The sequence below is a fragment of the Effusibacillus lacus genome (assembly GCF_002335525.1).
Lineage (GTDB): Bacteria > Bacillota > Bacilli > Tumebacillales > Effusibacillaceae > Effusibacillus > Effusibacillus lacus.
Map to the genome: position 1 here is coordinate 482 of NZ_BDUF01000112.1, position 18490 is coordinate 18971.

Annotated in this window: 18 protein-coding genes; 15 read left to right on the top strand and 3 right to left on the bottom strand. The window is 50.2% G+C overall.

From position 1 onward, the window contains the following. The 4 genes from EFBL_RS19240 to EFBL_RS19255 form a co-directional block, all read left to right on the top strand. Nucleotides 1-292: DUF2614 family zinc ribbon-containing protein (locus EFBL_RS19240; protein WP_096184362.1), on the top strand; the 292-nt coding region annotated here is incomplete at its 5' end. Nucleotides 293-741: 449 nt separating this feature from the next. Beyond that, entirely contained in the window at nt 742-1776 is a 1035-nt protein-coding gene (gene aroF, locus EFBL_RS19245) for a 3-deoxy-7-phosphoheptulonate synthase (protein WP_096184218.1), read from the top strand. Nucleotides 1777-2314: 538 nt separating this feature from the next. Next, complete coding sequence (locus EFBL_RS19250) at nt 2315-3523, top strand: polymorphic toxin type 37 domain-containing protein (protein ID WP_096184219.1); 1209 nt, start codon at nt 2315-2317, stop codon at nt 3521-3523. Between the two features lie 17 nt (nt 3524-3540). Next, on the top strand, nt 3541-3825 hold the full coding sequence (locus EFBL_RS19255) for a DUF8220 family protein (RefSeq protein WP_096184221.1): 285 nt from the start codon (nt 3541-3543) through the stop codon (nt 3823-3825). A gap of 438 nt (nt 3826-4263) precedes the next feature. Here the strand turns inward: EFBL_RS19255 and EFBL_RS19260 are convergent, their stop codons facing one another. Together EFBL_RS19260 and EFBL_RS19265 are read right to left on the bottom strand one after the other, a co-directional pair. After that, a complete protein-coding gene (locus EFBL_RS19260) occupies nt 4264-5085 on the bottom strand; it encodes a DUF2935 domain-containing protein (protein WP_096184223.1) in 822 nt (273 codons plus the stop codon). A gap of 132 nt (nt 5086-5217) precedes the next feature. Further along, nucleotides 5218-6024 carry a YhcN/YlaJ family sporulation lipoprotein gene (locus tag EFBL_RS19265; protein WP_096184225.1) on the bottom strand — a complete coding sequence of 269 codons (807 nt, stop codon included), beginning with the start codon at nt 6022-6024 and terminating at the stop codon, nt 5218-5220. 137 nt (nt 6025-6161) lie between these two features. On the opposite strand from EFBL_RS19265, the gene EFBL_RS19270 reads away from it, so the two are divergent. From EFBL_RS19270 to EFBL_RS19320, 11 genes are all read left to right on the top strand, one after another. Further along, nucleotides 6162-8009: a spore germination protein gene (locus EFBL_RS19270; RefSeq protein WP_096184227.1), complete on the top strand. Its 1848-nt coding sequence runs from the start codon at nt 6162-6164 to the stop codon at nt 8007-8009. Continuing rightward, on the top strand, nt 7993-9120 hold the full coding sequence (locus EFBL_RS19275) for a GerAB/ArcD/ProY family transporter (protein ID WP_231705907.1): 1128 nt from the start codon (nt 7993-7995) through the stop codon (nt 9118-9120). The genes EFBL_RS19270 and EFBL_RS19275 overlap by 17 nt, the downstream gene beginning before the upstream one ends. After that, nucleotides 9098-10378 (top strand): Ger(x)C family spore germination protein, encoded by a 1281-nt coding sequence (locus EFBL_RS19280; protein ID WP_096184230.1) that lies wholly within the window; start codon nt 9098-9100, stop codon nt 10376-10378. The genes EFBL_RS19275 and EFBL_RS19280 overlap by 23 nt, the downstream gene beginning before the upstream one ends. 11 nt (nt 10379-10389) lie before the next feature. After that, on the top strand, nt 10390-10569 hold the full coding sequence (locus tag EFBL_RS19285) for a hypothetical protein (protein WP_096184232.1): 180 nt from the start codon (nt 10390-10392) through the stop codon (nt 10567-10569). 54 nt (nt 10570-10623) lie between these two features. Beyond that, entirely contained in the window at nt 10624-11055 is a 432-nt protein-coding gene (gene rnhA / locus EFBL_RS19290) for a ribonuclease HI (RefSeq protein ID WP_096184234.1), read from the top strand. Nucleotides 11056-11308: 253 nt separating this feature from the next. Beyond that, nucleotides 11309-13012, top strand: coding sequence for a spore germination protein (locus tag EFBL_RS19295; RefSeq protein WP_096184236.1), 1704 nt, complete (start codon nt 11309-11311; stop codon nt 13010-13012). Further along, nucleotides 12960-14072, top strand: coding sequence for a GerAB/ArcD/ProY family transporter (locus EFBL_RS19300; protein WP_096184238.1), 1113 nt, complete (start codon nt 12960-12962; stop codon nt 14070-14072). Before EFBL_RS19295 ends, EFBL_RS19300 begins: the two co-directional genes overlap by 53 nt. Continuing rightward, entirely contained in the window at nt 14050-15285 is a 1236-nt protein-coding gene (locus EFBL_RS19305) for a Ger(x)C family spore germination protein (protein ID WP_096184240.1), read from the top strand. Before EFBL_RS19300 ends, EFBL_RS19305 begins: the two co-directional genes overlap by 23 nt. 15 nt (nt 15286-15300) lie before the next feature. Next, nucleotides 15301-15522, top strand: coding sequence for a CLC_0170 family protein (locus tag EFBL_RS19310; protein WP_096184242.1), 222 nt, complete (start codon nt 15301-15303; stop codon nt 15520-15522). A 44-nt stretch (nt 15523-15566) separates the two neighbouring features. Then, nucleotides 15567-16739, top strand: coding sequence for a tRNA epoxyqueuosine(34) reductase QueG (gene queG, locus EFBL_RS19315; RefSeq protein WP_096184244.1), 1173 nt, complete (start codon nt 15567-15569; stop codon nt 16737-16739). After that, nucleotides 16736-17266: a methylated-DNA--[protein]-cysteine S-methyltransferase gene (locus EFBL_RS19320; protein ID WP_231705908.1), complete on the top strand. Its 531-nt coding sequence runs from the start codon at nt 16736-16738 to the stop codon at nt 17264-17266. Before queG ends, EFBL_RS19320 begins: the two co-directional genes overlap by 4 nt. A gap of 24 nt (nt 17267-17290) precedes the next feature. Here EFBL_RS19320 and EFBL_RS19325 read toward each other — a convergent pair. Continuing rightward, on the bottom strand, nt 17291-18490 hold a 1200-nt coding region (locus EFBL_RS19325; protein ID WP_216640738.1), incomplete at its 5' end, for a CotS family spore coat protein.

An 18490-nucleotide genomic window follows, 5' to 3' on the forward strand; every position in this document is an offset into this window, starting at 1 on the left:
ACTTGTTCGTCTTCGCAATCTTGCGCTGGGTCTCATCTTTGGCGCTTTCCTCATTATGTACCTGGGGGTGTTTGTCAAACCCCTGCTGTCTGCGTTCTTTGTGATCGGGCTGCTGATGATTGTCGTCAGCATCGGAATTTACTTTCGAATGGGCGCCATTTCCATGCGAATCCCCCAGGTGCGGTGTCCCAATTGCGGGAAAATGACAAAGGTGCTTGGACGTGAGGATGCCTGCATGTTCTGCCGGACGCCTCTCCATCTCGATGAGAACGGGAAGCTTTTGGAGCGGTAGACCCATCTTTTGGCAATGATTGGTTTTTCAAAAAATCGGTATTGACTTACCAGAAAAACAGGTGCTATACTGCATTTAACTTTAACGCCTAAAAGCGTCTAAGCACGAAAGCGCATGTCCGCAAGGAACGAACTCCAGTAGACTTGCATGCCTGCCCACCAGAGACCCGGTGGATGGTGCGAACCGGGGGAACTGCAAGCCGAAATACACTTCGGGAGCGGACAGGGAGACTCTTTCCCTTATCAGAGCAGAGGTGGATCGTAGTCTGGGCGGTGTCGGTCGTACGGCAGCCTGTACAGATGCGGTCAAGCAGGGTGGTACCGCGGACTCGTGAAGTTCGTCCCTTCATTTTTATGGAGGGACGTTTATTTTTTATATCAAAAATGGGGTCCCCATCAACATGGCACGCTTCTTGTCACTTTGATGGGCCCTGGACTGGAGTGGGGATCATGGTAATCGTGATGAGCAAAGAGGCAACCGAACAGGATCTGGAGGCGTTAAAATCGGCCATTGAAGAACTGGGAATGCAGGTGCATGTATCGAGGGGCGAAGAGCGGACAATTGTCGGTTTGATCGGCAATAAACGGAACGTGGAGGGGTTTCCTTTCACAAGTTACTCAGGTGTGGAATCGGTGGTGCATGTAACACATCCCTTCAAGCTGGCCAGCCGGGATTTCCACCCGGAGCCGACCATCGTGGATGTCGACGGGGTTCAAATCGGCGGCGGTAATGTGGTGATCATGGCAGGCCCCTGCTCGGTGGAAAGCCGGGAACAGCTGATGGAAAGCGCCTGTGCGGTCAGGGAAGCGGGCGCACAGATTCTTCGCGGCGGCGCGTTTAAACCCCGGACTTCCCCTTACGCATTCAACGGTTTGGGGGAGGAAGGACTGAAACTGCTGGCGGAAGCCCGAGAGAAGACAGGACTTAAGATTGTTACCGAACTGATGGACCTGGAGAATCTGGAGTTGGTTGCCCATTACACGGACATTATCCAAATCGGCGCCCGCAATATGCAGAACTTCCCTCTTCTGCGGGAACTCGGCAAGATTCGGAAACCGGTCATGTTAAAAAGAGGCCTTTCCGCCACCATCGAAGAGTGGTTGATGGCGGCAGAGTACGTGCTCAGCGGGGGGAACAAGGACGTGATCCTCTGCGAACGGGGCATCCGGACATTTGAAACCGCCACCCGCAATACACTGGATCTGAATGCGGTGCCGGTGGTTCGACGTTTGTCCCACTTGCCGGTCATTGTGGATCCCAGTCACGGAACCGGAGTAGCAGCATATGTCCCGTCCATGAGCAAAGCGGGTATTGCGGTCGGGTCGGACGGCCTGATGATCGAGATGCATCCGAATCCGGCAAAGGCATTGTCCGACGGCGCCCAGTCTTTGACCATCCCTCAGTTCCATTCACTGATGAAAGAAATCAAGGCTTTGACACAAGCGTTGGGAATGAGAATGGAAGGATTGCCCTTGTCAGTCTGAAGGCCGACCTGGTGGCCTTCCTCAAGTCCTTGGGAGGCGAACTTCCCAAGGTGGAGGCTTCCAAGTTGCCTTGAAAGAAATTATAAGTTTTTCTCAAGGGGAAGTCTCTTGTCATTCAAGGGATTTCCCTTCTTTGTTACAAGATTGCATCCCCTCGCCTATGGGACGATTTTTTCAAAAAACACTTCCCAAGGTATCACAATAAGTACCCGAAAAGACCGATATTTCTCTGATACGAGTCCTTTTCTCACGGACGATCAATCGCTGCACTCCTAAGGAACATTGAGGGGTGTTTTTTGTATTCTTACCGGGGCTTTTTTAGGTTTAATGCCTGTTTTGGCCCGAAATGACAATAATCTAAAAATTTCATTTTTAATTCGACAATATTCGTCAAAACTTCGGCTTGCGTTTTGGTAATATTTTATTCAACAAGAAACACAATAAATATATATTAAAGTAATGATAAAAAAAGGGTGATTATTAAAAACGATTATTTGTTGTTACCATCCGAGTATATAACAGAAATGAGGTGCACATCATGGGAAGAATTGTTGAATTCAGCAATGGCGAGGTGTACAAGCAATTTCCCAATAAGCAATGGGGTCTCCACACAGTCCGCTATACGAACAGTTCTAGAACAAGTTATTCCCGCCCCTCTGGCCAACGTGTTGAGATTGCTGGCGAAGTTTACAGAGTGGACAGAAACACCGGGTCTGTCGATGTAAACGAATTGAACAAAGCGGTTGAGCGAAGAAAAATCGAGTACATGAATGCACAGGCACGCGGTGACTATACAGCCATGGAACGTGCCCACCGCGAAGCAAACGAACTTCGGAAAGCCGGGGCCACACTGGGGGCCAACGAAGATACGGCTACAACCAAAGCCATGAAGAAATCCTATGAAGGCATTAAAGTTGAAATCAGCAGGCGTTCGGTTGAAGATTTGAACAAAGGGATTGTCGAACAAAAGCTAAAATATGAATATGCAAGGCTGCGTGGTGACAGAGCAGGAATGGAGGCTGCTGCCCAGGTGGCAAATAACTTAAGAGGAATGGGTGGCACCATTTCTGCTGAAACATCCCTGGTTGACGCTATAAAAAAAATTGGCAAAGAAAAGGCTGCAGCAGTAATTCAAAACGTTAAAGACTTTTCAGAGGGTTACACCTACTCAACAGCGAATAACTATTCTTTGGGAGTTGTCAGTGCTATACACAATGACCGGGCAGCCTCCAGAAGCACTGCTTATCAGTTGGGGAAAATTGCGGGAGATGTGCAATCGACTGTCAATGGTGCACGTCTAACAGCAGCAGGAGCAACTGGTACTGTTGTATCCGTTGGGTCTGGTGCGGGTGCCGTCGCTGCTCCAGCCAGCGCGGCTGCTACAGCTTATGGCGCTGGGGTGACTTATAAATCGGCAAGTAACCTTGTCAACGATGCAGCTCAATTTATAAAGAAATCTGAGGGTTCTGGGGTTAGTGGCTCAGGTAATAAAGATCGTAAGAATACTGAATGGCGTCCATTGAATTTGGAAGATGCAAAAAAAGCAGGATTTGAACCCGGAAAAAAATTCAACGGAGAAATGGTTAAAGTGCCTGAAGGAAAATACAAAGGCAGATACGGATGGGAGGACAAAAATGGAGACATTTGGATTCCAGCTAAACCAAGCGAATCGCACGGCGGGCTTCAATTTGATGTACAATTAAAGAAATCCAAATACAAAAAACATAAAAATGTTTACGTAGATTAGCTTGGGAGAGGTAATTGATGAAAAATATTCAAGTGATTGACGGTGCTGTAAATAGTACGTTTGATGTTTATGAGGTTGATGATAATTTATTCGATACTTTGTTCCCAAATGATCAGGATATAGCCTTTCTTTCGGACTTTCCGGATATTGATAACAATCCTACCTTTTGGAGTCAGCTTTACAGCAATAAAGTAAACAAAAAAAGTATTGTTGGTATCCATGGAACTCTCCATTTGACGGGAAGTTATGTAGAAGAAGAAAACTTTCCCAACAGGAAAGAGTCGGATGCAAGAAGAAGGTAATGTTCGTTATGACATTACGAAACAGCTACAAAAAACAAAAAATGTGGATAATCCTTGTGCTTATGGTACTCAGTTATCCACAGGTAGTAGTTTGCCGTCAAACTTGAGTTAAATGCAAAAACTCGTATTGGGATTTTGCTTAAGCGAGTTGGAATTACGAAGAGTAACGGTGGGAAGGAAGGGGGACAACTTTTAAGGTGGTGCTCCCTTTGAAGAAATAGAAAAGGAGAGGGCTGTCCTAACAGCAGATCCATCTGTCTGAGGGGTACAGCCTTTTTTGCATGGAAAAAAAGCAGCTCAGTGCTGATGGCAAATAACTGATTCAGGATGAACTGGTCTATGTATTAGAGCAAGAATGACTACAAAGCGAGCCACAGTCAAGCATTTATTGCTGACTGCGGCCTTAATTTATCGTGCTGCGTGCCCGGCATGGGAGTGTCACTTTTTTGGTTCTTCGGTGCGGGGTTTTGTCGGGTCGCAACCGGGTGGGCTTACTTCCGACACCTGGGCCAATTTGGTCAGGTAGTAACATTCCTCGCGGAACATATGATCGGTGATCAACGGTGACAATGCGCCAAGCAGTGAATCGTTCAGTTCCAGTTCCTCCAGTTCCTTCAGAAATTCCGTAAACAGCTTCATCTCCAACTCGGTTTCCCGATTGAATCGGGACAGGGCGGGGAACCGGTCGAGATGGGTTCGCAAATAACCTGCCATCTCCACCGCCTTCAGATAATACTCCTCAAAGTGCCTGGTAAATTCATGGCTTTTTTCTTTTATTCGTTTCTCGACCGGATCGACAGAGTCATTGATGGTAGCAGCGTGTCCTGCAGCATCAAGCAGCCACAGCAGATGGTGATGGACAGGGTGCATGGGGGGCGGCGTTTTTCCATCGGTCAGATAGGTGAGGAGGGTGATATACTCAGCCAGTTCATTCAGCATGTGATTAAAAAAAGTGGGCGGCAATCCGATTTCAACTTCTCCTGCCAGATGGCGTCGCAGCAGATGCAGCTTGAATTCCCGAAGATCTTCCGTAAGTTGAAGCGCCTGCTGACCGAGGGCTTTGATCTCGGAGTCGGTCGGAGTGCGCCGGACTTGTTCCAGGTATTTGTCGTATTCACGAATGAATTTGTTTGCCCTTTCGATTTCTTTTGTTTCCCTGGGAGACAGTGATGTGAGGATAAAGCGGGCATGGTCGCCCAAGATCTGCAGCCAAAACCGGTGTTCAAACAGGGCGGTTTCCCTGAAACTGGGTGGATGCATATGGGTTCCTCCTTTCTCGCTAGAACACCATATGTGCGAATGCCCCTGAAAGTGTTTCACCAACAGGAAAATGCCCGCTGACTGTTCCCGCAGGCATTCCTGTCGCAAGAATGTGTACTCGTGAGGCGCTATTTACGGCTTCGCATCCGGCCAGATTCGTTTCATTGTCTGGTCAAAATCTTGGGCAAACCGGTCCATCGAGCCTCCGTCCTGAATGTAGCGGGCGTATCCCTGCAGTTGGCCGACCTGATCGACCCGGTTGGTGAAGTGCACGGTCTTCACATCGGGTGCCATCGATTTGACCTTGTCCTGGATTTTCTTCAGCAGATTTCCATCGATATTGCCGGTGGCGGTGCCTGCCCGGTCCGGATCGGAGGCCGTTCCTTGATCCCCCTGTCGATTCTCAGGGTCGTTGTTGGTATTTTGTCCAAACTGGTCGACTCCGTTAAAATCCGTTTGCGGGGCACCCTGCGCATTGGTTTGGGGGACTCCCTGCGGATTGGCCGGGTTCGGACCCTGTGGGCCTGATGGAGCGGCTCCTTGGGAATTGGATGGAGGAATTCCCTTTCCCGAAAAGGGGGAACGGGTGGTCCCGTTTTGAGGATTGCCGCTTGCCCAGGGATTCTGATTTCCATAGTAGGATCCGAACGGTTTTTTCATATAGGCGTCCGGGTTTTTCTCGTCACCGATAATGTAAGCTCCTACGTATGCCTCTCCATTATGGATGAGTACGGCCGCCCCCTGCACACCGGGAATTTTGTTCAATTCTTCGGCAATCCGGTAATCTGCCTTGATTCCTTCCGATATCATCTCAGGAGGATCGGCTTCCTTGAGATCACCGGAGTGCCTGTTCTGGTAACCCTGCATTTTGCAGGCTGCCAAGGTGGCCGAAAGCGTAAGGGCAAGAACCATTGTAAGCAAGTAGGTACGGGGGCGCATAACGATCTCCTTTCCATGCAGGCCGGCTGGTCGCCGTCGTTGATCATATGCTTAGCGTGGACGTTCACCAGCCAAAATATGTATGACAAACCAGAGTGAGGGAAATCTAAAGGACAAATCGCTGCAGGAGGAACATCATGTCAGTCTGGTCAAAATTCAAGCGTCTGCTTACAGTGGACGATTCGATAATGGATGAGGAGTTCTCCCTGCTTCCCCCGGGCGAAGAAGACGATGAGGACACTCCTGTTGAATCTGAACACCCGGCAAAAATACGAACCAAAAAGCCCAGGAAGCTGGAAGATCTAAAAAAAGACCATGGCCAACAAAACAAGCAAAACGGCGAGGAATCCGGCAAAAGAGACTCCGGCAATAAAGAGTCCGGCACTAAAGACTCGAGACCGGAACATGTTCTGAGATCACTGGAAGAAAACAAGAAGCTGGTGGAACAATTCTTCTGCCTGCCCAAGAACAAAGATGTGGTCATACGTGAATTTATCGTAAACAGCCAGCCGGTGATCAATGCGTTTGCCGTATTCATGGAAGGTATTTCGGACAAGAAGACGATCAATACTCATGTTCTGGAACCCTTGATGCTGTTGGCAGGCATCTCCCGGGAAAAAAAAGGGGACGATCCTCTGCAGAGGGTGAAGGAGCGTCTCCTGCCAGGCAATCAGATTGTCGAGCGCGACAAATGGAAAGACGTGTTGGCCGGTATATTGGGCGGATCCACAGCTGTCTTTATTGAGAATGAGGATAAAGTTTTGATTGTTGAGACCAAGGGGTGGGAACAACGCGGCGTAGGAGAGACCAAGACCGAGACAGTCGTACGCGGTCCGCATGATGCGTTTACCGAAAATTTGCGTGCCAATACGGGATTGGTTCGGGCCCGGCTTCGTACCGAAAAATTGATCACCGAAATGATGCAGGTGGGGGAATTGGCACCCACTGATGTAGCAGTTATGTATTTGGAGGGGATTGTCAATCCGAAACTCGTGCAAGAAGTAAAAAGGCGCATCAAAGCGATCAAGGTTGATTTTTTGCAGGACAGCGGGACATTGGAGCAATTTATCGAGGATCCGCCGAATGCGTTAATACCTAAGATGATGGCCACCGAGCGGCCTGACAGGGTGGCCGCTTCACTGTCGGAAGGGTTTGTTGCTGTCTTTGTCGGCCAAAGTCCGTACGTGCTGATTTTGCCAACTGTGATCTGGTCGTTGCTGCATACCGCAGAAGACGCGTTTCTTCGATTTCCGTTTGGCTCATTCATCCGGATTATCCGTTTTGCATCCTTCTTGATGGCGCTTTTGCTTCCCGCTTTTTACATTGCCGTGACCAATTTTCATCCGGAGATGATCCCCACGGATTTGATGCTGGCGATTGCGGCTGCCAGGGAACGGGTTCCTTTTCCGGTGGTATTGGAGGTTCTCTTGATGGAACTGTCACTTGAATTGATTCGGGAAGCGGGAATCCGAATTCCGAATGTTATCGGGCCTACCATTGGAATCGTCGGGGCATTGATTTTGGGACAGGCTGCGGTGCAGGCAGGGATTATTTCTCCCTTGCTGGTGATCGTTGTTGCAGTTACCGCATTAGCCGCCTTCACACTGCCCAACTATAATTTTTCGTTCGCGATTCGCACATTGCGCTTTCTTTTCATTTTTATCGCGGCCGTTTGGGGGTTTTACGGCATAACGCTCGGGATCATGGTTGTGATCATGCACTGGGCAACCATGAAGTCGTTCGGAGTCCCCATGCTTTCACCTGTAGCGCCTTTTAAACCTTCATCGCCGGACATCATCTTGCGAGGACCGGTTTATATGCAGGAAAAGCGGCCTCGTTCGCTTCGTCCTCAGGACACAAAGAGACAGCACCATTTTACCCGGCCGTGGGACCCGACCACACACGACTCACAAGAGGCGCAAGCCCAACGTCAGAATAAAACTGTCGGCTCACAATCGGATCGAGGCGGTGAACAGCTTGATTAAGACGGGACATCTGGGACGGTTTGAGCTGTTTTCTCTGGCGGTTTTGGCAGCAGTGGCTGACATTTTTCTTAATTATCCGCAGCAATTGGTTCTTATGGGCGGTCCCGCCGGTTGGATGATTCCTCTGATTTCAATGGGGATCTGTCTGGGGATATGGGCGGTGATCGGTCCCGTGTTATCCAAGAGGGGAGACGGGAATTTGCTTTCCCTCATACGGGGGCGTAGCGGCAGGTGGGCTGTCGGGATCGTGTCCGTTATTGTAGTCATTCTCCTGATGTTGGATATGGCAACCACAATGCGGGTGTTTGTGGAGACGGTTATCACAACCCTTCTTCCCAGGTCACCGATTTCGTTTATCGCTGTTCCTTTGCTGCTTGTAATCGTGTATTTTGCGTATTCGGGCGTTGAAGGATTATCCCGGGTGGCTTGGTTTGTAACCCCCTGGTTTTTGATCGGGCTCACTGTGTTGCTGCTGTTGAACACTAACTGGATGAATCCGGAGTATATCCTGCCGTTGTGGGGAACCGGTATCCCCGGGCTGTTGTTCAGCGGGGGGATCGTTACAGGTGTGTTCCTGAATGTCCTGATTCTCGTCTTTCTGTCACCTTTGCTCCGCAACCCGAAGGACTCAATGAAAATCGGATTTTGGAGCATTGTGGCGGTTGGATTCATCTATTCCATCGTCACACTGGTTTTTATCATGGCATTTCCAACGGAAACTTCGTCCAAGACAGCTATCCCGTTATATCAACTCGCACGGTTAATTTATATTGGACGTTTTCTCCAACGCCTGGAGGCGGCCTTCGCCTTTTTCTGGATCGCCGTCGCATTGATCAAGATCGCTGTCAGCTTATGGATCAGCACTTATTTGATCGCAGCAGCCTTCCGGATGCCGGTTAACAGGCCGCTCGTTTTTCCAATGGGATTGGTCATGTATTCTCTGGCCTTTTTTCCCAAGAGTTTTCCGGAGGCCCTGGAGGCAAATAATTTCTTTCGCCTGCACTGGGGATGGACCGTAGTCGTCGGGCTGCCGCTTGTCCTGCTTCTCTGGGTGCGTTTCCGCAATCGAAAGGAGGGGACTGGGAATCATGAAGCTTCGCAAACTTCTTAGTGCTGCGCTGACCTTGATTCTGATCCTGCCCGTGGAGGGATGTTACGATCGTATCGAACTTGAGGGGATGGCATTTGTCGTATCTCTGGGGCTTGATAAGGGACCGGACAATACAATTGATGTAACCGCCAGAATCGCCGTGCCCCGCAAGCTGGCCGGAGTGCCGGGAGGAGGGGGCGGAGGCGGGGATGGGAAGGAAGAAGCGGTCGGCGGCGCCAAGCCGATTACTGTCAGGGCTCACTCGATCCCGGAAGCGTTAAACTTATTCAACTCGACCGTGGAAAGAAGAATCTCTCTGCTTCACTTGGCCAATATTGCGATTGGCGAATCACTTGCAAAGGAAGGAGTGGTGGAATATTTGAGACCGTTGACACGGTATAGGGAATTTCGGCGCACTGTGGTGGTGTTTATTATTCCGGGGAATGTAAGGGAGGCTTATGAACAAAACAAACCGATTCTGGAACAGTCCATTACCCGGTTCACCGAATCCCTGACAGATGTCGGCATGCATACAGGGTTGTCTGCAAGCAAGAAGCTGCATGACTTCCTCGTCTCCCTCGAAGCGCTGCACGAAGACCCGATTGCCCCGGTGATTGCGGTGAATCAAAAGGTCAAACAACAATCGGGCAAATCGTCTGACGGCGAAACGGCCGGAATGGAAGAATCGAACCTGTCGTTTGAACCGGGGAAAGTGGTGCGGATGGGAGGGAACCCGGCTGAGTTTATCGGAACCGCCGTTTTCAGGGATGATCGGTTAGTCGCCTATCTTGACGGGATTGATACCCGAATGCTGTTGAGTATTCGCGGGGAGCTCATGCGTACACAAATGGATTTCCCCGACCCGGTGGAAAAGGGCAAGTTTATCGGGGTGGAATTGAAACATGCCCGTTCTCCTGTGATAAATGTAGACCTGCGTTCCAATCCTGTCCGTATCCATCTTCGTCAGCGTCTGGAGGGAGATCTGTTAGGAGTGCAGGGAGGGACAGATTATACAAACCCGGAAAAAATGAACCTGCTGGAGAATTCAATTAGTGACAGGCTGCAAAAAAGGCAGGAAGCTTTGATCAAAAGGATGTTTCACGAATACCAGACCGATCCGTTCGGGATTTTCAAACGGGCTCGCGGGCAATTTGCCGATTATGCGGCATTGCGGGCTTTCGATTACCGCGAGAAGCTGCGGAATGCGGTGGTAAATGTGGATGTGGACGTGCAATTACGCCGCACAGGAATTCAATTGGCGCCGATTGAACCAAGATAGGAGGAGAAACGATGCAGTGGTTCGGTATTATACTGCAATTGCTGATCCCTGTTGGAATTGTCATCTATACGATCAATTTCGGACGCTGGATGGCAGGCCGGCAAATCAAGTCCGGAGCGTATGCTGCTTACGCAATTGCAACCATTGCATTCGGGCTGACCGTATGGGTTGTCCTCAGGAATAACTTGTAAATCGGGTATTCGGTTATAATGTAATGTGGATAGTGTACGGAGAGGAGTTAGAATATGAAAGAAGTCACGATTTACACAGACGGCGCCTGTTCGGGCAATCCGGGGCCTGGTGGTTGGGGAGCCGTCTTGATCTACGGGGATGTGACCAAAGAAATATCGGGCGGCGAGAAGGTTACCACCAACAATAAGATGGAACTGACCGCCGCCATTGAAGCTTTGAAACTTTTGAAAGAACCCTGCAAGGTAAAATTGTACAGCGACTCCGCGTATATGATTAACTGTTTTAAAGACAAGTGGTACATAGGGTGGGAACGAAACGGTTGGGTCAACTCGAAAAAAGAACTCGTTGCCAACAAGGAACTCTGGCAGGAATTGCTGCGTCTTTGCCGGCTCCATGAGGTGGAGTGGATCAAGGTGAAAGGACACGCGGGAGATTACTGGAATGAGCGTTGTGACGAATTGGCCCGGGCTGCCTCTCCGAAATGAAAAAGACGAAGGAAACAGGAGGTCGTTCCGGCCTTCTTTTTTTCTCGGCTGGCAAATTGTTCATTCATGATCTTTCGAATGGTCGAACCGGCAAGGGGAGAGGCGCATGTTCTTATTGTAATGTGTACATGATATGGAAGAATCAACCTTTCGACGCAGATCTTGGTCGATAGGAATATAAAAAATTTTGTTCTATCGACATGAGTTTTCTTTAGAGTCTCTGCCAAAAAAGACGACAATGAGGCGATGACGGATGTTGAAATGGAGCCGGTTGAAATACCCCCAGAAATCAAAAACGACCAAGGAAAGGGACGCGGTTTCTCGGATTCCCGGCAATGCTTTGGATTCATATGAGCAACCGATCAACGGTCGTCTGGAAGATACAATTGCTCTCGTCAAAAAATTGTTGGGCGAAAATGATGATTTTGTGATCCGCCCTTTTCATGTATTCGGTCAATTTGAGGCTGGAATGTTATATTTCGAGAACTACATCGATCCAAAAACCGTAAATGAAGATATCCTGAAACCCTTAATGTATGTCCCTTCTCACCTGGAAGGCAAGACCATGCAGAGCGGGCAATTAAAAGACGTTTTGTTGAAGGAGACCCTTTACCACAGCAGAGGCAAGATGGAAACCGACCTTTCCAAGATTGTGGAAGGTATCCTGCGTGGGGAAACCGCGGTTCTAGTGCAAGGGTTAAACGAAGCTTTATTAATCGATACACGAAATGTGGATAAGCGATCCATTGATCAGCCAGCAACTGAGCAGGTGATTCGGGGTTCCCGGGAAGGGTTCATTGAGCCACTGGGGACAAATCTCACATTACTGCGCTACCGTTTACCCACTCCAAACTTTCGTGTCAAGACAATGCAGATTGGTAGAATCACGAAATCGAAAGCGGCCGTCTGTTATATCGAGGGGATTGCGAACCCCGCACTCGTCCGCGAAGTAATGGACCGTCTTTCCGCGATTGACATTGACGGCGTGCTGGATGTCGGTTACCTTGAACAGTTAATCGAAGATCATAATATGTCCCCGTTTCCGCAAGTGCAGAATACGGAACGCCCCGATAAAGCCGTAGCCTCCATGTTGGAAGGAAGAGTGGCGATTCTTATTGATGGCTCCCCTTTTGCTTTAATCGTGCCCTCCGTATTCAGCCAGTTTTATCAGACAATGGACGATTACTCGGAAAGATTTCTTATTGCAAGCCTGATTCGATTTGTGCGGCTCGTGGCTTTGCTTTTTTCTTTAATCGTTCCGTCGATTTATGTATCGGTGATTTCATTTAATCCGGAGTTGCTGCCCACTGAGTTCGCCGTTGCAGTTGCGGGCGGAAGGGCAGGTGTTCCTTTTCCGGCCCTGATCGAAGTCTTAATCATCGAAATCTCGATGGAAGTGCTGCGGGAAGCAACACTGCGTTTGCCCCAACTCGTCGGAGGCGCCTTGTCGATTGTCGGCGTACTTGTTGTGGGAGAGGCGGCCGTGTCCGCCGGATTTGCCAGTCCGATCACCGTTGTGGTAATTGCTCTGGCGACGATCGGTTCATTTGCGACACCGGCTTACAATGCTGCAACCGCTTTGCGGATGTTGCGCTTCCCGCTGACCATACTTGCGGGAACCTTCGGTTTATACGGGGTGATGGTTGGCTTGATCCTGATTATCAATCACATGCTGTCTCTTAAGTCATTCGGTGTTCCCTACATCAGTCCGGTTGTTCCGGGGAACTGGCAAGGGATTAAGGACTCGTTAATTCGAGCGCCGCTGTGGTGGATGCCTCGTCGGCCCGCACAGCTTCACACCGGAGACCCAACCCGCTTGGGCAATACGGTTGAAGCCATCAAGCAACCGCCAAGCAATACGCTTGATCCTGTTCAAGTCGGAAACCAAAGGTGGGATTCAGCAGATGGAGTTTCCTCGCGAGATCACAGTGATGCAAGCAACGGCGATTCTGATTAGCACGATCATCGGGGTAGGGCTGCTGCCGCTTCCCCGCTTTCCTGTTGAAACGGCGGATACGGCCGGGCCGTTTGTCACATTATTGGGCATTCTTCTGGCATTTGTCGGATTGTGGTTGATCACGGTACTTGGCATGCGTTTCCCGAACCAATCGATCATTCGCTACAGTGAGGACGTTTTGGGAAAATGGGCGGGCCGTACGGGCAGTGTATTGGTTATTCTGTTTTTTGCCGTCTTGACTGCTCTTGCCTCCCGCGAATTCGGGGAAGTGGTGATTACATCCGTTTTGAGACGGACTCCGCTTGAAGTAACCGTCATGGTGATGCTGTTCCTGGCTGTTGTCTCAACTCGCAATGACATCAACGTATTTGCTTACATTCATTTGTTTTATCTTCCATTGATCCTGGCTCCTGTAATTCTGATCATTGTGTTCTCGATGAAAAACGCCAACCTGCTCAATCTGCAGCCGATTTTGCCTTATGATTGGAGCCGGACGTGGACAGGGATTTTAACGGTGTCTGCATTGTTCCAGGGTTCCTTCATCCATACGATCGTGATTCCTCAGATGCGTCAGCCGAAGAAGGCGATGAAGGCCAGTATTTGGGGGATGCTGGTTGCCGGAGGGCTTTATCTGGCGGCCGTGGTGGCAAGCCTTGCCGTATTCGGTGTGGATGAGATCAAACTTCTGTTGTGGCCGACACTGGAACTGGCCAAAACGACTTCAATCCCGGGAGAAATCCTGGAACGTTTGGACGCGGCATTTCTCGCTGTTTGGGTTACCGCGGTGTTTACCACTCTTTTTTCATGTTATTTTCTGACGGTGCATGCCATAAGCGAACTCTTCCGATTACGCGACCACAGGATGTTTTCGCTCTTTGTTTTTCCGTTTGTCTATGTGATCGCCATGCTGCCGCAAAACGTGGTGAATTTGTACGAAGTCATTGATATTATGAGCCGAATGGGTCTCTGGATTACAATCGCTTATCCGTCTATATTGCTGGTCGTGGCATCGATTCGCAAGATAAGGGGGAACCGGCGTGCAGGCAACCAAGTGGGGTAGGCGTGTTCAATGGCTTTGTGTCCTGCTTGTTACGCTTCCCTTTTTGACCGGATGTTGGGATCGGCTGGAGATCGAAGAAAGAGCCACGGTTTTGGGCATTGCAGTTGATGAGGCTGGCCCGGAAACTGAAGCGGAAGAGGATGAAATTTCACATATTGAAGGAAAGTTTCCTGTACCCGAGAAAGAGGTGATACGAATTACCACACAGATCGCCGTACCGGGCCGGATTCCGTTAGGGCCGGGTGAAGGCGGAGGCGGCGGGGGAGAACGTACGCAATCGGTTTGGGTGGTGAATGCGGTCGGGCATACGTTTGAAGATGCGATGATGAGTTTGCAGCAGAAAGTCTCCAACCGCCTGTTTTTTGGTCATTTACGGATTATCATTGTCTCGGAAGCAATCGCCAGGAAAGGTATTGAAAACTTGAATGATTATTTGCGCCGTGATCCGGAAGTGAGAAGAATGGCCTGGATGCTTGTCTCGAAAGGGAAGGCGTCGAAATTAATGGCGGTTGTTCCCCAATTGGAACGGGTGCCAACTTTGTACATGATGGCTATTCTCGACCAGGCTGTAAAGATGGGAAAATTCCCGAATGACTTTCTGGGTATCTTCTGGAGCAACCTTTCGAAAAAAGGGCAAGAACCCTTTCTCCCCTATATCGAAATCAAGCAAAAAGATAACATTCAAATTTCCGGTATGGCCTATTTCAGAGGGGAGAAAATGGTCGGAGTGACGAAACCTCTGGAGGTTGGCTTTTATATGGCTGTCAAGGGTATCGATCCGGGGGGATATGCGGTGGTTGCACCAGTACCCGGTCTGCCAGGCACTGTCATGTTTCAATCCACCCATCGTGTTTCGAAAATATACGTCGATATGAAGAACGGGCGTCCACACTTCATTGTGAAGGTTCATCTGGAAGGAAATTTGCTGGAAAAATCCAATGAGCGTTTTGCAGTCGATAACCCCGAAATGATTGTAAAGATTCAGGAGGAAATCGCAAAACGGGCAAAAAGGGGATTTGAAGATCTGATTCAAAAGACACAGGAGCAACGTGCCGACATCTTCGGTTTCGGGGAATATGTCCGGGCGAAACAGCCCCGGTATTGGAATGAGCAGATTCAGACAAAAAGCAAGTGGCAAGAGGCATATAAGGAGATTCCTGTCGATGTTTATGTAAAAATCAACATTCGCAGAATTGGCATGAAAGCGAAATAACAGGAGGAACGGCAGATGACTTACGGCGGTTTCACAGGCAATCCAGTTGGGTACATCAATTACGTCGTAGTTTTGTTTATTGTTACAGGTTTCTTAATCCTGCGGTTTGACGCAAAAGGGTACGGGTTGAGGAAAATGCATAAAGAACAAAAAGCGGCCCGAATCATCGGGTGGGCCAACCTGCTTGGCGGAATCGTCACGTTTGTGGGACACTGGGTGTATCAAAAGTTGCTGTGAAACTGATGTATAATAGGCGTGTGTGTTGAAAAAGGAGGGGGAGGATGCCAGCGACAACCATTCAGACTGCTCAGTGGGAACTCACCCGCCAGGACATGGAAGAGATCCGGGAGAAACTGGGAATCGACATGATCGGAACCACAACGGCGGAACCATTCCATGACGTGGTGGAAACGCTTAAGATGTACCGAGAGAAAGGATATGAATCCGGCTTTGAGCACCCGGTGATTGAGGAACGCATCGATCCGGAAGCGTTGGTGCCCGGAGCCAGGTCAATCGTGGCCATCGCCATGGCTTACCATACGGAGCAGCATGCCGAATTGAAACGGCCCAAGGGAATTCGAGGCGCTCTGTCCAAGTATGCTTGGGGTCTCGATTACCATCATGTGCTGCGGGACAAACTGAACGCACTTGCTGCCGAGATTGGACAGCGGATTGGACGCCCAATCGCATACAATACCTCCGTTGACACCGGCCCGATGGTGGACCGGTCAGTGGCAAACCGGGCAGGACTCGGCTGGTTTGGCAAGCACTGCTCGATTATTACTGAAAAACACGGTTCCTGGGTCTTTCTGGGGCAACTTGTAACGGATGTGGCCATTGAACCCAGTCCTCCCGCACCAACCTCTTTGTGCGGGGACTGTGACCTCTGTATTCGCGCCTGTCCGACAGGGGCACTGGTGGATCCCTACACGACCGACTCCAGCAAATGCTTGTCCTATATTACCCAAATGAAAGGATTTGTCCCGGAAGAATTCCGGACCAGGTTCGGAACCCGCATCTGGGGATGCGATACCTGCCAGATCGTCTGTCCCTCAAACAAGGGAGTGGAAGCGGGGACACACGAAGGGTTTCTGCCGGATCAGGATCTATCCTATCCGGATCTGCTGGAACTGCTGAAGATGAGCAACCGGGAATTCAAACGAATCTTCGGCAAGACAGCCGCCGCCTGGAGGGGGCTGACTGTCATGAAACGCAATGCCATCATTGCTCTGGGGAACATCAAAGACAAACGGGCGACTCCCATTTTAATCGAATTACTCAAGGATGAACGGCCCGAGATCCGGGGAACTGCCGCATGGGCTTTGGGAAAAATCGGCGGGGAAGAGGCACGCCGCTCGGTGGAAAAAGCGCTCTCGAGTGAGACAGACAGACAGGTGCGGCATGAGATGCGTTGGGTTAATGGAGACCATGTATCGGGAGGGAATATCTTGTGAAGCATGCAATTCATGGAACAATTGGCTTTGACGTACTTCTGTCCCCCATTGGGCCGATCCATGTGGTGGTGGATGAACGAGGCGTCCGGAAAGTAGCCGTGACGGAAGAAGAATGGGAGGAATACAAAGAAGAACTGGGCAGCATCCCGCAGGATTCGGAACTCTGCAAGGAAGCAATCCGGCAATTGCAGGAGTATTTTAACGGGGATCGCCGCCAGTTCGACCTTCCTTTGGCAGTGGAAGGAACCGAGTTTCGGAAACGGGTATGGCAACAGCTGCAATCCATTCCTTACGGCGAAGTCCGGAGCTATAAAGAGATTGCGTCGGCTGTCGGCAAACCGAAAGCCCCTCGTGCGGTGGGGCAGGCCAACCGGGCCAATCCGCTGCCCATTCTGATCCCTTGTCACAGGGTAATTGGTGCCAGCGGGAACCTTGTCGGCTATGCCGGGACCCGAACGGACATTAAATCTGTTCTCTTGCGTTTGGAAGGTGCCGTTCCTCAATCCTTCCCGACCAACACGAAATAGCGGGTCTGCGGACCCGCTCAACGTTCACTTCCCCTTGTATCTCTCCACCTGTGCCGCAAAATCATCAAGAAATGCCTGCCGATCCGTTTCCTGTTCCTGCAGTTGCTCCAGCCTGGCAAGAGTGTATGGCGTCGGGTTTCTATAGTGATTTCGGATGCTTCTCCATGCAGAGTGCGGGAAAGTGAGCAGCGTCTGCAGAATGCGGTATTCCGCAAACCGCAGCGGTTCCACGCGGTTGACCTGCACCAACGTAAGAATGGCCGGCTCCCGGGACCAATTGTTAGCCTGCAGGGTACGACGGACAAAATGCCCGATGTCCAACATCCGTGGACCATAGGATATCATTTCAAAGTCGATCAAATGAATTCCGCCACGGGCTGCGTAGATCAGGTTTTGGGGAGTTATATCCAGATGGCAGAGGCCCGGATTGGCGCTGTCAGCTTGCAGGAATTCGCGGCATTTGGGGTCGGCCAGCAATTTCAAAGCTTGTTGCGCTTGTCTCTTATATGTTGGAAGCTGCTTCACCACAAACCGGTCAACGGCATCCGGTCTCCGTTTTCCCTGAGCTTTCACCAGGAAGGAGTCCAGTTCTTTCACACGGGACTTCAGGACTTTCTCCAGATCAAATGCGCCGTGCGGTTTGTAGCCTGATGTTTGAAACCCCCGGGATAAATGGTGCATTTCGGCAATGGCCGAAGCGGCATCACTTACATGAACCATCGAAGACAGGTCGGTTGATTGCCCTTTCACCCAACGAGTTACATAGAAAAAATGGTCGCGATAAGGTGTAAACAGGTCGCCTTCCACATTGGGAACAATACGGGCATGGCGAAGAAACCCTTTTTTTTCCAAATGTTGCAGGGCTCTTCCCATGAATTGAAGCCTTTGCGGGCTTGCGTGAGAGCGCTTGAGGGCCACGGGACCGACTGATGTGTCAAGACGCATAACAGAACCGTAGGGCACCGCCCCCTGCACGACAAACGGGTATTGGTTCCCCACTCTGGGGGGGAATCCGTTTGCCCGCAGGATCAGGTTTATGTCTTTGACCGATGGTTCTGGTTCTTCCGTTTCCTCCAAATCCTCTTTCCAATCCTTCGTTTTTGCCTGCGTTTGTTGGGGCGGTTTGGGAGCAACCGGCCGATCGCTGCCCCGGTTCATAAAGCTCGGAGGGGTTGTCAACTCTTTCCATAGTTCATTCATCCAGTTCTGACTTGCCATCCGCTC

Excerpts from the sequence above, each read along its gene's own strand:
- aroF (WP_096184218.1), top strand. The coding sequence starts at position 742 with ATGGTAATCGTGATGAGCAAAGAGGCAACCGAACAGGATCTGGAGGCG.
- EFBL_RS19250 (WP_096184219.1), top strand. The coding sequence starts at position 2,315 with ATGGGAAGAATTGTTGAATTCAGCAATGGCGAGGTGTACAAGCAATTT.
- EFBL_RS19255 (WP_096184221.1), top strand. The coding sequence starts at position 3,541 with ATGAAAAATATTCAAGTGATTGACGGTGCTGTAAATAGTACGTTTGAT.
- EFBL_RS19260 (WP_096184223.1), bottom strand. The coding sequence starts at position 5,085 with ATGCATCCACCCAGTTTCAGGGAAACCGCCCTGTTTGAACACCGGTTT.
- EFBL_RS19265 (WP_096184225.1), bottom strand. The coding sequence starts at position 6,024 with ATGCGCCCCCGTACCTACTTGCTTACAATGGTTCTTGCCCTTACGCTT.
- EFBL_RS19270 (WP_096184227.1), top strand. The coding sequence starts at position 6,162 with ATGTCAGTCTGGTCAAAATTCAAGCGTCTGCTTACAGTGGACGATTCG.
- EFBL_RS19280 (WP_096184230.1), top strand. The coding sequence starts at position 9,098 with ATGAAGCTTCGCAAACTTCTTAGTGCTGCGCTGACCTTGATTCTGATC.
- EFBL_RS19285 (WP_096184232.1), top strand. The coding sequence starts at position 10,390 with ATGCAGTGGTTCGGTATTATACTGCAATTGCTGATCCCTGTTGGAATT.
- rnhA (WP_096184234.1), top strand. The coding sequence starts at position 10,624 with ATGAAAGAAGTCACGATTTACACAGACGGCGCCTGTTCGGGCAATCCG.
- EFBL_RS19295 (WP_096184236.1), top strand. The coding sequence starts at position 11,309 with ATGTTGAAATGGAGCCGGTTGAAATACCCCCAGAAATCAAAAACGACC.
- EFBL_RS19300 (WP_096184238.1), top strand. The coding sequence starts at position 12,960 with ATGGAGTTTCCTCGCGAGATCACAGTGATGCAAGCAACGGCGATTCTG.
- EFBL_RS19310 (WP_096184242.1), top strand. The coding sequence starts at position 15,301 with ATGACTTACGGCGGTTTCACAGGCAATCCAGTTGGGTACATCAATTAC.
- queG (WP_096184244.1), top strand. The coding sequence starts at position 15,567 with ATGCCAGCGACAACCATTCAGACTGCTCAGTGGGAACTCACCCGCCAG.